This window comes from Tellurirhabdus rosea, from assembly GCF_026278345.1.
In the GTDB taxonomy this organism is placed as follows: domain Bacteria; phylum Bacteroidota; class Bacteroidia; order Cytophagales; family Spirosomataceae; genus Tellurirhabdus; species Tellurirhabdus rosea.
This window is the reverse complement of sequence record NZ_CP111085.1, coordinates 3,028,650-3,043,447: the sequence shown is the minus strand read 5'-3', so window position 1 is coordinate 3,043,447 and position 14,798 is coordinate 3,028,650. Positions and strand designations below refer to the sequence as shown.

The 14,798-nt window shown below is 53.2% G+C and carries 10 protein-coding genes and 4 tRNA genes; all 14 read right to left on the bottom strand.

Annotated elements, in window-relative coordinates:
• Positions 1 to 13: 13 nt before the first annotated feature.
• The 14 genes from rpoC to ORG26_RS12730 all read right to left on the bottom strand — a co-directional run bounded on the left by rpoC (position 14) and on the right by ORG26_RS12730 (position 14,791).
• A complete protein-coding gene (gene rpoC, locus ORG26_RS12795; protein ID WP_266362315.1) occupies positions 14 to 4,360 on the bottom strand; it encodes a DNA-directed RNA polymerase subunit beta' in 4,347 nt (1,448 codons plus the stop codon).
• Positions 4,361 to 4,466: 106 nt separating this feature from the next.
• Positions 4,467 to 8,330 (bottom strand): DNA-directed RNA polymerase subunit beta, encoded by a 3,864-nt coding sequence (gene rpoB / locus ORG26_RS12790; protein ID WP_266362313.1) that lies wholly within the window; start codon positions 8,328 to 8,330, stop codon positions 4,467 to 4,469.
• Positions 8,331 to 8,516: 186 nt separating this feature from the next.
• The gene (gene rplL / locus ORG26_RS12785) at positions 8,517 to 8,900 is read right to left on the bottom strand and encodes a 50S ribosomal protein L7/L12 (RefSeq protein WP_266362311.1); all 384 of its coding nucleotides are present in this window, start codon (positions 8,898 to 8,900) and stop codon (positions 8,517 to 8,519) included.
• Between the two features lie 107 nt (positions 8,901 to 9,007).
• On the bottom strand, positions 9,008 to 9,544 hold the full coding sequence (gene rplJ, locus ORG26_RS12780; protein ID WP_266362309.1) for a 50S ribosomal protein L10: 537 nt from the start codon (positions 9,542 to 9,544) through the stop codon (positions 9,008 to 9,010).
• Between the two features lie 2 nt (positions 9,545 to 9,546).
• Positions 9,547 to 10,245, bottom strand: a complete 699-nt coding sequence (gene rplA / locus ORG26_RS12775; RefSeq protein WP_266362307.1) for a 50S ribosomal protein L1 — start codon at positions 10,243 to 10,245, stop codon at positions 9,547 to 9,549.
• Positions 10,246 to 10,268: 23 nt separating this feature from the next.
• Positions 10,269 to 10,715 carry a 50S ribosomal protein L11 gene (rplK, locus tag ORG26_RS12770; RefSeq protein WP_266362305.1) on the bottom strand — a complete coding sequence of 149 codons (447 nt, stop codon included), beginning with the start codon at positions 10,713 to 10,715 and terminating at the stop codon, positions 10,269 to 10,271.
• A gap of 83 nt (positions 10,716 to 10,798) precedes the next feature.
• Entirely contained in the window at positions 10,799 to 11,356 is a 558-nt protein-coding gene (gene nusG / locus ORG26_RS12765; RefSeq protein ID WP_266362303.1) for a transcription termination/antitermination protein NusG, read from the bottom strand.
• Positions 11,357 to 11,383: 27 nt separating this feature from the next.
• Complete coding sequence (secE, locus tag ORG26_RS12760) at positions 11,384 to 11,575, bottom strand: preprotein translocase subunit SecE (RefSeq protein WP_266362300.1); 192 nt, start codon at positions 11,573 to 11,575, stop codon at positions 11,384 to 11,386.
• A 12-nt stretch (positions 11,576 to 11,587) separates the two neighbouring features.
• A tRNA-Trp gene (locus ORG26_RS12755) sits at positions 11,588 to 11,661 on the bottom strand.
• A 173-nt stretch (positions 11,662 to 11,834) separates the two neighbouring features.
• Positions 11,835 to 13,022: an elongation factor Tu gene (gene tuf / locus ORG26_RS12750; protein ID WP_266362298.1), complete on the bottom strand. Its 1,188-nt coding sequence runs from the start codon at positions 13,020 to 13,022 to the stop codon at positions 11,835 to 11,837.
• Between the two features lie 58 nt (positions 13,023 to 13,080).
• Positions 13,081 to 13,152 (bottom strand) — tRNA-Thr (locus ORG26_RS12745).
• A 185-nt stretch (positions 13,153 to 13,337) separates the two neighbouring features.
• Positions 13,338 to 13,410: transfer RNA gene (locus ORG26_RS12740), tRNA-Gly, on the bottom strand.
• 75 nt (positions 13,411 to 13,485) lie between these two features.
• Positions 13,486 to 13,568: transfer RNA gene (locus ORG26_RS12735), tRNA-Tyr, on the bottom strand.
• Between the two features lie 167 nt (positions 13,569 to 13,735).
• On the bottom strand, positions 13,736 to 14,791 hold the full coding sequence (locus tag ORG26_RS12730; protein ID WP_266362296.1) for an outer membrane beta-barrel protein: 1,056 nt from the start codon (positions 14,789 to 14,791) through the stop codon (positions 13,736 to 13,738).
• Between the last annotated feature and the right edge of the window lie 7 nt (positions 14,792 to 14,798).

The following is a 14,798-nucleotide window of genomic DNA, read 5'->3' as shown; positions in this document are numbered from 1 at the left end:
TGACAAAATCGCGTTATACCGTTTCCCGGCGCTTGCTGCGGGTGAACTTCTCTTTGTTCTCGACGTAAGATTCGTACTCTTCCTTCGAGCTGACAATGATGTTCTGGTAGCGGCGGATACCCGTACCGGCCGGTACGAGGTGACCCACGATGATGTTCTCCTTCAGACCTTCCAGATAGTCGGCCTTACCGCGGATCGACGCTTCGCTCAGAACCTTCGTCGTTTCCTGGAACGAGGCCGCTGACAGGAAGCTTTCGGTACCCAGCGACGCCTGCGTGATACCCAACAGCGTCGGCTGCGAAACGGCGGCCATCGCATCACGTACCTCCACAATCCGCTGGTCGCGGCGCTTCAGGCTGGAGTTCTCGTCGCGCAGACGACGGGCGGAAATAATCATACCCGGCTTCAGCGTTTCGGAATCACCCGCATCGATTACGACCTTCATGTTCATGATCTTGTCGTTTTCTTCACGGAATGACCACTTGTCGACCACCTGGCCTTCGAGGAAGTTAGTGTCGCCGGCATCGATGATCTCCACTTTCTGCATCATCTGGCGAACAATTGCTTCGATGTGCTTGTCGTTGATCTTCACCCCTTGCAGACGGTAAACTTCCTGAATTTCGTTCACGAGGTACTCCTGAACGGCCGTCGGACCTTTGATCGACAGGATGTCGGAAGGCGTAATGGCACCGTCGGAGAGCGGGTTACCGGCCCGGACAAAGTCATTGTCCTGAACCAGAATGTGCTTCGACAGGGGCACCAGGTACTTCTTCCGGGTACCGTCTTTCGACTCAATATAGATTTCGCGGTTACCACGCTTGATGGTTCCGTAGGTAACAACTCCGTCGATTTCCGAAACGACCGCCGGGTTCGACGGGTTACGGGCTTCGAACAGTTCCGTTACGCGCGGCAGACCACCCGTGATGTCGCGGGTTTTACCGACGTTCCGCGGAATCTTCGCCAGAGCCTGACCCGCTACGATGTCGCCGCCGTTTTTCACGACCAGACGGGCACCAACCGGCAGGTTGTAGGCTTTCTCGGTCGTGTCTTCGAGCAGCGTGCTCGTGCCGCGGACCATGATGGCCGGGTTCTTCGTTTTGTCGCGGCTTTCGATGATCACCATTTCCTGGAAGCCCGTCTGTTCGTCGAACTCCTCGCGGTAAGTGATGGCTTCTTCAATCGCTTCAAACTCCAGTTTACCCGTGATTTCCGAAAGAATAACGGCGTTGTACGGATCCCAGGCGCAAAGCTCCTCGTTCTTTTCGACCATCTGGCCTTCTTTCACCCGCAGGAACGCTCCGTAAGGGACGTTGTTGCTGATCAGAACCGTATTCGGGTTGGCCGGGTCAACGATTTTAACTTCACCCGAACGACCCATAACGACCGTTACCGGGTTGCCTTCGTTGTCGAGCGACTCTACCGTCCGCATTTCCTCGAACTGGATCAGACCGGCAAACTTGGCCTTGATGGCAGCATCAACGGCGATGTTCGACGCGGTACCACCCACGTGGAAGGTACGGAGGGTCAGCTGAGTGCCCGGTTCACCGATCGACTGGGAGGCAATAACGCCCACGGCTTCCCCGATGTCGACCATACGGCCAGACGCGAGGTTACGTCCGTAACATTTTGCACAAACCCCCTTCTTGGCTTCGCAGGTCAGTACCGAACGGATTTCCACCGTTTCGATGCTGGTTTCGTCGATGGCGGCGGCGATTTCTTCCGTAATCTCGCTACCCGAGGCTACGATCAGAACCGGCTTGCCTTCGGCGTCCTTCTTCAGCGGGTCGTAGATATCGTGTACCGTCACACGGCCCAGGATACGTTCGGACAGCGGTTCGACCACGTCTTCGTTATCCTTCAGGGCGGAGATTTGCAGGCCGCGCAGCGTACCGCAGTCTTCTTCCGTGATGATCACGTCCTGGGCTACGTCGTGCAGACGACGGGTCAGGTAACCGGCATCGGCCGTTTTCAGAGCCGTATCGGCCAGACCTTTCCGCGCACCGTGCGTCGAGATAAAGTACTCCAATACGTCCAGACCTTCTTTAAAGTTGGACAGAATCGGGTTTTCGATAATCTCACCAACGGAGCCCTGCAGGTTTTTCTGCGGCTTGGCCATCAGACCACGCATCCCGCCGAGCTGACGAATCTGTTCGCGCGAACCACGGGCGCCGGAGTGCATCATCATGTAGATGGAGTTGAACCCTTGCTGGTCGGCCTCCAGTTGCTTCATGAGTGTCTCCGTGATGCGGGAGTTCACACGCGTCCAGATGTCGATCACCTGGTTGTAGCGTTCGTTTTCCGTAATCAGACCCATGAGGTAGTTCTGCCAGACGCTTTCTACTTCGCCTTTGGCCTCCTCGATGAGCTGCGTTTTTGTTTCCGGAACTTTTACGTCGTTCAGACCGATCGACAGACCACCCTTGAAGGCCATCTGGAAGCCAAGCTCCTTGATGTCGTCGAGGAATGCCGCCGTACGGGCTACACCGGAAATTTTAAAGATATAGGCAATGATCTGCTGAAGCTTCTTCTTCGTCAGCAGTTCATTAATATAACCGACTTCTTTCGGCACCGCCTGGTTGAACAGCACCCGTCCGGCAACGGTCTCGATTACTTTCGTTTCGAGATCACCGGCTTCGGTCCGCACCTGGGTCCGTACCTTGATGTTGGCGTGCTTCGATAGTTTGCCTTCGTTGATGGCGATAATCACTTCCTCCGCTCCGTAGAACGTCATGCCTTCTCCGGCAATCGGGAACTCCGGCGTGCTACGGCGACCTTTCGTCACGTAATACAGCCCGAGTACCATGTCCTGCGACGGTACCGTGATCGGTGCGCCGTTGGCCGGGTTCAGGATGTTGTGCGAGGCCAGCATCAGCAGAGAGGCTTCCAGGATGGCTTCCTGTCCCAGCGGGACGTGAACGGCCATCTGGTCACCGTCAAAGTCAGCGTTGAAGGCCGTACAGACGAGCGGGTGCAGCTGGATCGCCTTGCCCTCGATCAGTTTCGGCTGGAACGCCTGGATACCCAGACGGTGCAGCGTCGGAGCCCGGTTGAGCAGGACAGGGTGACCTTTCAGTACATTTTCCAGAATGTCCCAGATGATGGGGTCTTTCCGGTCAACGATTTTCTTGGCCGACTTCACCGTCTTGACAATTCCACGCTCGATGAGCTTACGGATAATGAACGGCTTGAACAGCTCGGCGGCCATGTCTTTCGGCAGACCGCACTCGTTCAGTTTCAGCTCCGGACCAACGACGATAACCGAACGACCGGAGTAGTCAACCCGCTTACCGAGCAGGTTCTGACGGAAACGGCCCTGCTTCCCTTTCAGCATGTCTGAAAGCGATTTCAGCGCCCGGTTCCCTTCGGAACGCACGGCGTTTACTTTCCGCGAGTTGTCAAACAGGGAGTCAACGGCTTCCTGCAGCATCCGCTTTTCGTTCCGAAGAATCACTTCAGGCGCCTTGATTTCGATCAGACGCTTCAGACGGTTGTTCCGGATGATGACGCGGCGATACAGGTCGTTCAGGTCAGAGGTAGCAAACCGGCCGCCGTCCAGGGGGACAAGCGGGCGCAGTTCGGGCGGAATGACCGGCACCATGCGGATGACCATCCACTCCGGACGGTTTTCCACGCGGGTGTTGGCATCCCGGAACGCTTCCACGACTTTCAGACGCTTTAGGGCTTCGGCTTTCCGCTGCTGTGACGTATCCGTAGCCGCTGCGTGACGCAGGTTGTACGACAGTTCGTCCAGAGCCACGCGCGAAAGCAGCATTTCCAGCGCCTCGGCACCCATTTTAGCAATAAACTTCATCGGATCGCTGTCCGGCAGAAGCTGGTTGCCGCTGGGCAGTTTATCCATGATATCCAGGTACTCGTCTTCCGTCAGGAAGTCAAGCTCCTGAATGCCGTCTTCGCCTTTGATACCCGGCTGAACGACTACATACCGTTCGTAGTAAATTATCTGGTCAAGTTTCTTGGTAGACAGACCTAACAGATAACCGATTTTGTTGGGCAGGCTGCGGAAATACCAGATGTGCGCAACAGGCACGACCAGTTCGATATGGCCCATCCGCTCACGGCGTACCTTCTTCTCCGTTACTTCAACTCCGCAACGGTCGCAGATAATGCCTTTGTAGCGAATACGCTTATATTTTCCGCAATGACATTCCCAGTCTTTCACCGGTCCGAAGATACGCTCACAGAACAGACCGCCCATTTCGGGCTTGTAGGTCCGGTAGTTGATCGTCTCCGGTTGGGTGACCTCCCCGTATGAACTCTCCAAAATTGACTCAGGCGACGCCAGGCTGATGAGGACCCGGTTAAAGTCGCTGTTGAGCTTTTTGTTCTTTTTGAATGACATTGGTTGGAGATTTATAGAATTATAAAGTCTGATAGTCTTTTAGTCGCCAGTCATCAGCTATCCCTTTAAAACGGGTGACTGACGACTGGCGACTTTCGGACTTTTATTAGTCGAGCGTTACTTCCAGGGCCAGACCACGCAATTCGTGTACGAGTACATTGAATGACTCCGGGATGTTCGGCTTCGGCAGGTTTTCACCTTTCACGATAGCTTCGTACGCCTTCGCCCGACCCACTACGTCATCGGATTTTACGGTCAGGATTTCCTGGAGGATGTGCGATGCGCCGAAAGCTTCGAGCGCCCATACTTCCATCTCCCCGAAACGCTGTCCACCGAACTGGGCCTTACCACCGAGCGGCTGCTGGGTGATGAGCGAGTACGGTCCGATCGAACGGGCGTGCATCTTATCGTCTACCAGGTGACCCAGTTTCAGCATGTAGATAACCCCGACCGTTACCGGCTGGTCAAAACGCTCACCCGACAGACCGTCGTAGAGGTACTGACGACCGAATGCCGGTACGTTGGCGTCGGCCAGTTCGGCCATTACTTCGCCTTCCGTAGCGCCGTCGAAGATCGGCGTCGCATACTTGCGTCCCAGTTTCAGGCCAGCCCATCCGAGAACGGTCTCGTAGATCTGACCCAGGTTCATCCGGGAAGGTACGCCAAGCGGGTTCAGCACGATGTCGACCGGCATCCCGTCCGCCAAGAACGGCATGTCTTCGTCACGAACGATTTTCGCTACAACCCCTTTGTTACCGTGACGACCGGCCATCTTGTCACCCACTTTCAGCTTCCGCTTCTTGGCGATGTAGACTTTAGCCAGTTTCACGATACCGGCCGGCAGTTCGTCACCTACTTCCAGCGTAAAGCGTTCGCGCTTGAAGCGGCCAGTGATTTCGTTGCGGCGGTTGTTGTAGTTCTTCACCATCTGCACGAGCAGACGGTTCGTGTGCTCATCGTCTGTCCATCCCTCCGTCAGCAGGTCGGCCAGCAAGTTCACTTCTTCAGCAACCGAGTAGCTGCTTTCGTCGCGATACGGGTTTTTGTCCGGGAAGAGGTTATCCGTAATGTTCTTACGGGTAAACTTCACCCCTTTGCTCATGATCTCATCGCCAAATTTGTGACGGATACCGAGTGACGTCTTGCCTTCCAGCAGGGTCGTCATCTTGTTGATCATCTTCTCGCGAATACCGATCAGTTCCCGGCTGTACCGCTTCATCAGCGCCTTAATCTCTTCTTTATGCTTACCGCGGTCCTCCTTGTTGGGGCGCGAGAACAGCTTCGTGTCGATGACGACGCCTTTCAGCGACGGCGGTGCTTTCTTGGAAGCATCCTTCACGTCACCGGCCTTGTCGCCAAAGATGGCGCGCAGCAGCTTCTCTTCCGGCGTCGGATCGCTCTCTCCTTTCGGCGTAATTTTACCGATCAGGATGTCGCCTTCCTTCACTTCCGTACCCAGACGTACGATCCCGTTTTCGTCGAGGTTCCGGACGGTTTCTTCCGATACGTTCGGAATTTCAGCCGTCAGTTCTTCCTCGCCGCGCTTCGTGTCACGCACTTCCAGTTCAAACTCTTCGATGTGAATGCTGGTGAAGATGTCTTCGCGTACAACACGCTCCGAAATCACAATGGCATCCTCGAAGTTATACCCCTGCCAGGGCATAAAGGCTACTTTCATGTTCCGGCCCAGCGCCAGTTCGCCCCCTTCAGTAGCGTACCCTTCGCAAAGCACATCGCCTTTCTTCACCCGCTGGCCTTTCAGCACCATCGGCTTCAGGTTGATGCAGGTGTCCTGGTTCGTGCGGCGGAACTTGATCAGTTTATATTCTTTAACGTCTTCGTCGAAAGACACCAGACGCTGGTCGTCCGCCAGGTCGTAGCGTACTTTGATCACCGTGGCGTCAACAAAGTCGATGACCCCGTCTTCTTCGGCAATGACCAGCGCGCGGGAGTCAACGGCAACGCGGCCTTCGAGACCGGTACCGACGATTGGCGCTTCCGGACGCAGCAGCGGCACGGCCTGACGTTGCATGTTCGATCCCATCAGGGCACGGTTGGCGTCATCGTGTTCCAGGAACGGAATCATCGAAGCAGCCACCGACACAATCTGGTTCGGGGCAATGTCCATATAGGTCACGCTCGTCGGCTCCGAAATCGGGAAGTCACCTTCGAAGCGGGACTTGATCCGGTCGTTTCCGAAGAATCCTTCCGTATCGACGTGGGCATTTGCCTGCGCGATGTAGTGCGAATCTTCTTCTTCGGCCGTCAGGTACACCACCGGCTTATCCACGGCGACCTTGCCTCCGTCAACAATCCGGTACGGCGTTTCGATGAAGCCCATGCTGTTTACTTTGGCGTAAACGCAGAGCGACGAAATCAGACCGATGTTCGGACCTTCCGGCGTTTCGATCGTACACAGACGACCGTAGTGCGTGTAGTGAACGTCACGAACCTCAAAACCGGCCCGTTCGCGCGACAGACCACCAGGTCCGAGTGCAGACATCCGGCGCTTGTGCGTCACTTCGGCCAGCGGGTTCGTCTGGTCCATGAACTGCGACAGCTGGTTGGTTCCGAAGAACGAGTTGATGACCGACGACAGCGTCCGGGCGTTGATCAGGTCAACGGGCTTGAAGTCCTCGTTATCGCGGACGTTCATCCGTTCCTTGATCGTCCGGGCCATACGGGCCAGACCGACGCCGAACTGCGCGTACAGCTGCTCACCCACGGTCCGCACGCGGCGGTTGCTCAGGTGGTCAATGTCATCCACGACCGCCTTGGAGTTAATGAGGCCGATCAGGTATTTCACGATGGAGACAATGTCTTCCGTCGTCAGGACCTTCATGTCGGCATCGATATCCAGACCCAGCTTTTTGTTGATCCGGTACCGGCCAACATCGCCCAGGTCATACCGCTTGTCGGAGAAGAACAGGCTCTGAATAATTTCCCGGGCCGTCTGCTCGTCCGGCGCTTCCGTGTTCCGGAGCTGGCGGTAGATCTGCTCTACGGCCTCTTTCTCGGAGTTGGAGCTGTCTTTCTGGAGCGTATTATAGATAATGTTGTAATCGGCCACGTTCATATCCTCCTTGTGCAGGATGATCGACTTGGAGCCTGATTCAACAATGGTATCAATATCATCCTGAGAGACCATGGAGTCGCGCTCCATCAGCACCTCATTGCGGCTGATAGAAACGACTTCGCCGGTATCCTCATCCACAAAATCCTCCGTCCAGGTACGCAGTACCCGGGCGGCCAACCGGCGACCCACTACTTTTTTCAGGTTTGCGGGCGTTGCCGGTACTTCTTCCGACAGGCCGAACAAATCCAGAATCTCTTTGTCTGAACCGAAACCGATGGCACGCAGCAGCGTCGTAACCGGAAACTTCTTTTTCCGGTCGATGTATGCGTACATGACGTTGTTAACGTCGGTCGAGAATTCAATCCAGGAACCTTTAAATGGAATGATCCGGGCAGAATACAGCTTCGTCCCGTTGGTGTGCTTACTCATGGAGAAAAACACACCCGGTGAGCGGTGGAGCTGTGAAACAATTACCCGTTCTGCCCCGTTAATGACGAAAGAACCTTTCTCCGTCATATAAGGGATGTTGCCAAGAAATACTTCCTGCTCGATGGTCTCAAAATCCTCGTTATCGGCATCGTTGCAGGACAGACGCAGCTTCGCCTTCAGAGGGACGGAGTAGGTCAGTCCGCGGTCGATACACTCGTCAACGGAGTATTTCGGCGGATCAACGGAGTAATCAATGAACTCCAGTACGAAGTTTTCGCGGGAGTCAGAAATCGGGAAGTTTTCCTGGAAGACCTTGAACAATCCTTCTTTGGACCGATTATCGGAAGGAGTGTCTAGTTGAAAAAAATCTTTGAAAGATTGTAACTGAACATCCAAAAAATCCGGATATTCGATCACTGGATTGATAGTCGCAAAATTTTTACGCGTCGTTGTGTTCGTAGCCAAAGCTGATTTGCGTTTAGTTCGTGATCGACTATTGTGCGTCCGTAATTGGGCGTAAACGGACAACGCAGATTCCCGGAAAATAGTTTTTAAAATCCGGTCAAAAGTTTATATGTCTCCAAACAGGAAAAGACCTGACGTTGGTCAGGCCTAATCCTATCGGAGTCAATCCGTGTTGCAGAGAAGCAATTACTTAACTTCTACTTCTGCACCGGCTTCTTCCAGTTGCTTTTTCAGCGCTTCAGCTTCATCTTTCGCTACGCCTTCTTTAACCGGCTTCGGAGCACCGTCTACCAGTTCTTTAGCTTCTTTCAGGCCCAGACCGGTCAGGTCTTTCACCAGCTTCACAACCGCCAGTTTACCAGCACCGGGGCTCTTCAGGATAACATCGAAAGACGTCTTTTCGGGAGCAGCCGCAGCAGCGTCACCGGCGCCAGCGCCACCAGCTACCATAACCGGAGCGGCCGCAGCCGGCTCGATGCCATACTCGTCTTTCAGGATAGCAGCGAGTTCGTTAACTTCTTTTACCGTCAGGTTGACAAGCTGCTCTGCGAACGCTTTCAGATCTGCCATTTTCGTATTCTTATTAGATTGTTACAAAATTGATTTAAACGATGCGGGCAACACACCCGGCTTTTGGTATTGATCGGATTTGGGCACTTGTGGACCGGGTTGGTACCTTAAGCGGCCTCGCGCTCCGACAGCGTTTTGAGGATACCTGCCAGCTTGTTGCCGCCGCCTTGCAGACCAGAAATAACATTCTTGGCCGGCGATTGCAGCAGGGCGATAACGTCCGCGACAAGCTCGTTTTTGCTCTTCAGCGTCAGCAGCGTGTCGAGTTGATCAGCACCGATGAAGAGGCTGTAGTCAACCGAAGCGCCTTTCAGCTTCAGCTTATCATTACCCGACTCCCGACGGAAGTCTTTGATGAGTTTAGCGGGCGTCTTTCCGGATTCCGTGCTGAACATAACGCCGGAGAATCCTTTCAGAACCGTTCCTTCGAAGGAAGAGTAATCGGTTTCAAGTGTTTCCAGCGCCTTTTTGATCAGCGTGTTCTTGATAACCCGGTACTCGATGCCCCGTTCGAAGCACATCCGACGCAGCCGGTTGGTTTCACCTACTGACATGCCACTTGCGTCGGTGATGTAGAAGTAGGGAACTGACTTGAACTTTTCGCTCAGTTCCTCAATAATGGCTCCTTTTTCTTCGCGTGTCATGATTACAGTCCAGCTACCGTCGATTTGTCAATTATCACACTCGGACTCATTGTGCTTGACAAATGAATCGCCTTAACATACGTTCCTTTTGCCGAAGAAGGCTTCAGACGCATCAGGGTCGCGATGACTTCCTGGGCGTTTTCGGCCAGTTTATCCGGCTCAAAAGACACTTTACCGATGCTGGTGTGAATGTTGCCGTTTTTGTCAACTTTAAAGTCGATTTTACCGGCTTTCACTTCACGAACGGCCTTACCAACTTCCGGCGTTACCGTACCCGACTTGGGGTTCGGCATCAGTCCGCGCGGACCGAGAACCCGGCCGAGCTTACCAACTTTCGCCATAACGTTCGGCATCGTGATGATCACATCGATGTCGGTCCAGCCCTGTTCGATTTTCGTAATGAAATCGTCCAGGCCTACATAATCAGCACCGGCTTCGCGTGCTTCTGCCTCTTTGTCGGGCGTGCAGAGTACCAGCACACGAACCGTTTTACCAGTACCGTGGGGCAAAGTAGCTACGCCGCGAACCATTTGGTCAGCTTTACGCGGATCAACGCCCAGACGAACGTCGATATCCACCGAAGCATCAAACTTCGTGTACGAGATTTGTTTCAGAATCTCGGCAGCCTGCGCCAGTGAGTATACTCCTTTGGAGTCGTACTTAGCGAGCGCGTCTTTTTGCTTTTTCGTCAGTTTTCCCATCTTGCTTTCAGATTTTGCAGCCGTTACTTGGTTTCAAACGGGGCTTGACCGGTTACAGTAATACCCATTGAGCGTGCCGTACCGGCAATCATCTTCATTGCAGACTCTACCGTGAAGGCGTTCAGGTCCGGCATTTTGGTTTCAGCGATCTGACGAACCTGATCCCAGCTTACCGACCCAACCTTGTTCCGGTTCGGCTGAGCCGAACCGCCCTTGATTTTTGCAGCCTCCATCAGCAGGATGGGAGCAGGCGGAGTCTTGATGACAAAGTCAAACGACTTGTCCTTGTAGTACGTGATCACTACGGGAAGGACCATGCCCATCTTGTCCTGCGTCCGCCCATTGAACTGCTTGCAGAATTCCATGATATTCAAACCCTTGGAACCCAGCGCCGGACCAATCGGGGGAGAGGGGTTGGCTTGGCCGCCCTTCACCTGCAATTTCACGTAACCAGCTACTTCTTTTGCCATTGCTTCAACATGTTACGCTAAGCCCTGATAATGATTCCACCGACCAGTGGGAAGCGTGTCGGCTTCGTCTCGGGCATAGCAATTCAACTTTCCTTTTCTACTTGTGCGTAACTCAGCTCCACAGGCGTATTCCGCCCGAAAATTTTGACGACCACGTTCAGTTTCTTGCGCTCATCGAACACTTCTTCCACGGTTCCAATAAAACCGCTGAACGGACCATCGACGACCTTGACGGACTCTCCTTTCAGGAAAGAAAGCGTCGGGGCCGACACTTCCTGGGTGACCTCATCGACCTTACCCAGGATGCGATTTACTTCCGCCTGGCGCAGCGGTACCGGAATTTTCGTGGGGCCATTGCTGTTGCCCAGAAAACCCAGTACGCCCGGCATGCTGGTGATCAAGTGCATCACCTCGCCGTTCGACAGGTCGGCAGAAATTAAAATATAGCCCGGAAAGAACGTCTTCTCACGAACGCGTTTCTTTCCGTTCCGCATTTCATACACCTTTTCAGAGGGAATCAAAATTTGCGGAACATAGTCATTCAAACCTTGTCTGGCGATTTCGTTGTCCAGATACGATTTGACTTTTTTCTCCTGACCAGCAACGGCCCGGACGACATACCATTTGATTCCGCTTTCCATCTGTAGCTCTGATTAACCGGATAGGCCTTAGAACGACTGATAGAACAGGTTCAGGCCATTTTCGAAGACAAAATCAATCAATCCCACCAGCAGCGCGAAGATGATCGAAGCCACCAAAACGAGCGTTGAGCTTGCCTGGAGTTCCGAGAACTTCGGCCAGGTGACGTTGTGCTGTACCTCCTCCCAGGAAGCCTTCAGGAACGCTGTAAACTTGTCCATCTGTGAAATGATTGGCACGGGTGGAGAGATTCGAACTCCCATCAACGGTTTTGGAGACCGCTATTCTACCCTTGAACTACACCCGTTTGTTCAGAAGAAAGAGAAAAGAGGTAAGACAAAAGTGGAAATGAACCAGTCTTTTATCTTAGATCTTTTCTCCTTCCTCTGGTTACCCGTCGAAACGGACTGCAAAATTACTAAATATTTAGATAAAACAAATGCATCTCCCGAAAGAAATGCATTTGCTATCAATTACTTATTAGTCGAGGATCTCCGTTACCTGACCGGCGCCAACCGTACGGCCACCTTCGCGGATAGCGAAACGCAGACCTTTTTCCATGGCGATCTTGTTGATCAGGGTTACTTCGATGGTGATGTTATCACCCGGCATAACCATCTCAACACCTTCCGGCAGGATGATTTCGCCCGTTACGTCCGTGGTACGGAAGTAGAACTGCGGACGGTACTTGTTGAAGAACGGCGTGTGACGGCCACCTTCTTCCTTCGACAGAACGTAAACCTCAGCCTTAAACTTAGAGTGCGGCTTCACCGAACCCGGCTTACAGATTACCATCCCGCGACGGATGTCGGTTTTTTCAATACCGCGGAGCAGCAGACCTACGTTGTCACCGGCTTCGCCACGGTCCAGAATCTTCCGGAACATTTCAACACCCGTTACAACTGATTTCAGGTTTTCTGCACCCATACCGAGGATTTCAACCGGATCACCCGAGTTGATGATACCACGCTCGATACGACCGGTAGCAACCGTACCACGACCCGTGATAGAGAACACGTCCTCAACCGGCATCAGGAACGGCAGATCGGTCTGGCGCGGAGGCAGGGGAATGAAGCTGTCAACAGCATCCATCAGCGCCTCGATCGTACCAACCCACTTGGCATCGCCATTCAGGCCACCCAGTGCAGAACCCTGGATAACGGGAATGTTGTCGCCGTCGAAGTTGTAGAAGCTCAGCAGCTCGCGGATTTCCATCTCAACGAGTTCGAGCAGTTCCGGATCGTCCACCATGTCCACTTTGTTCATGAACACAACGAGCTGGGGAACACCTACCTGGCGGGCGAGCAGGATGTGCTCACGCGTCTGGGGCATCGGACCGTCCGTCGCAGCTACTACCAGGATAGCGCCGTCCATCTGGGCAGCACCCGTTACCATGTTCTTCACATAGTCAGCGTGACCCGGGCAGTCGACGTGTGCGTAGTGACGAGAAGCCGTTTGATATTCTACGTGGGAAGTGTTAATCGTAATACCACGCTCTTTTTCTTCCGGAGCATTGTCAATGGAAGAGAAGTCGCGCACTGCCGCCAAGCCTTTTTCAGCCAGCACTTTCGTGATTGCAGCCGTCAGAGTAGTCTTACCGTGGTCAACGTGACCAATCGTACCGATATTGACGTGCGGCTTCGAACGGTCAAATGTTTCTTTAGCCATTGTTGGAAACGCTTAAAGTGTACTTGTTATGAAATTGGGGTGAAATTTGCCGTTTCTGAGCCTTCTATCGGATTTGAACCGACGACCTCTTCCTTACCAAGGAAGTGCTCTACCACTGAGCTAAGAAGGCTTGTTGTGAATGAATAATTAATAATGAAAAATGAATATCGAAGCTTGATCAGCTACCCTGTTCATTGTTAATTCTTCATTATTGATTCACAAAGAGCGGAAAACGGGTCTCGAAGTGGCTTGCCACCCCGGCCGCAACCCATAGCCTATAAGACTATCGACTGCTTTGCGTCGTTTACCGCTTTGAGCGGAAGACGGGTCTCGAACCCGCAACCTATAGCTTGGAAGGCTATCGCTCTACCAATTGAGCTACTTCCGCTTTTGTTCAAAGTTTAAGGTTTAAAGTTTAAGGTTGAACGCTTCAACATTTAAACTTTAAACCTTAAAATCTTCGTGGGGAGTGAAGGATTCGAACCTCCGAAGGCGTACGCCAACAGATTTACAGTCTGCTCCATTTGGCCACTCTGGAAACTCCCCAGGGACTTTTTTCGCTTAACTTTCGACCCGTTTGTTGTGCCGTTGGTTAATTGAGTTGCAAAATTATACCCTTTTTCTTTATTGTCAAATCTTTGATTAAAATTTCTTGAGATAAATAAAAAACCGCCTGGGAAGAAATCAGGCGGTTTTTTCTATCTCGCTCATTTTTAAAGCGTAATCCCAAAGCTTAACGCCCGCAGGTCCGGACCCCGATCTTCCTCAAACAACGGGTTCAGGTCGTACCGGACAAAGAAATTTGTTTTTCCAATGCCCAGATGCGTCATCAGACCGTAGCGAAGATCGTTCAGGTAATAGTTTGACCGGAAGCGGTCTTTCTCGTCGTTCTCGTATTTTATCTTGGTGTAGCTGTCGATGCGGTAATTCACGTACGGACCGGCCCCGATGTGGAATACTTTTTTGCCGCTCTGGTTGTAGAACGAAACCCGGGGCACCAGCGGAATGCCGATGGTCGCGGCGGTCAGCTTTGACTTCTGGACCTCCTGCCCGATGGGAACAAACTCTACGCCGGCGGGGCCTTTCCGGACGGTATTGTCGTTTTCAAACATGAAGTTGTTCCAGGCGAACTCCAGACCGTAGTAGACGCTGAGGGCGGCCCGTCTTCCCCTCGCCAGAACCGGACGCTGCCCGATGGCCAGGGAAACAAACCGGGAGCCAATAGGCCGCAACTGGTACTGGTCGTCGGTCAGGGCGTTGCTGCCGGGGGCATTGGTAAACAGATTCAGGCCCACATTGACACTGAACATGCTCCAGCGGCTCCAGCCGTTTTTGCGACGGTAATCGTTCGGCCGGAAGGTATAATCTTCGTCATCCTTCCCAACCCGGTCCTGGGAGCGCTTGCTTTCCTGCCTTTCTCCGACACGGTCGTTATTGGACTCCCGGATCGTCACGGTGACGTTGCCGTCCTTCTTGGTGACCACAATGACCGTATCCCGCAGGTAACGAACGGAGTTGTTCTTATCCACCATCACCAGCGTATTGCCGTTATCGGTCGAGTCGAGTTTAAGGCCCATGTCGCGGATAATCCGGTTCAGGTCATATTTCGCCAGTTCCTGAATCCCGTTTTTATCTGTCGAGTGGATGACCATGCGGGTTTTGTTTCCAAAAATCAGAACCAGCGAATCGGAAGAACTGGCCGTCGGCTGTCCTCCGGCGAAGCCAAACGTACTGCAGAGTATGAAGCAAAGAATGAGTAGCTGTCTCATGGCAATG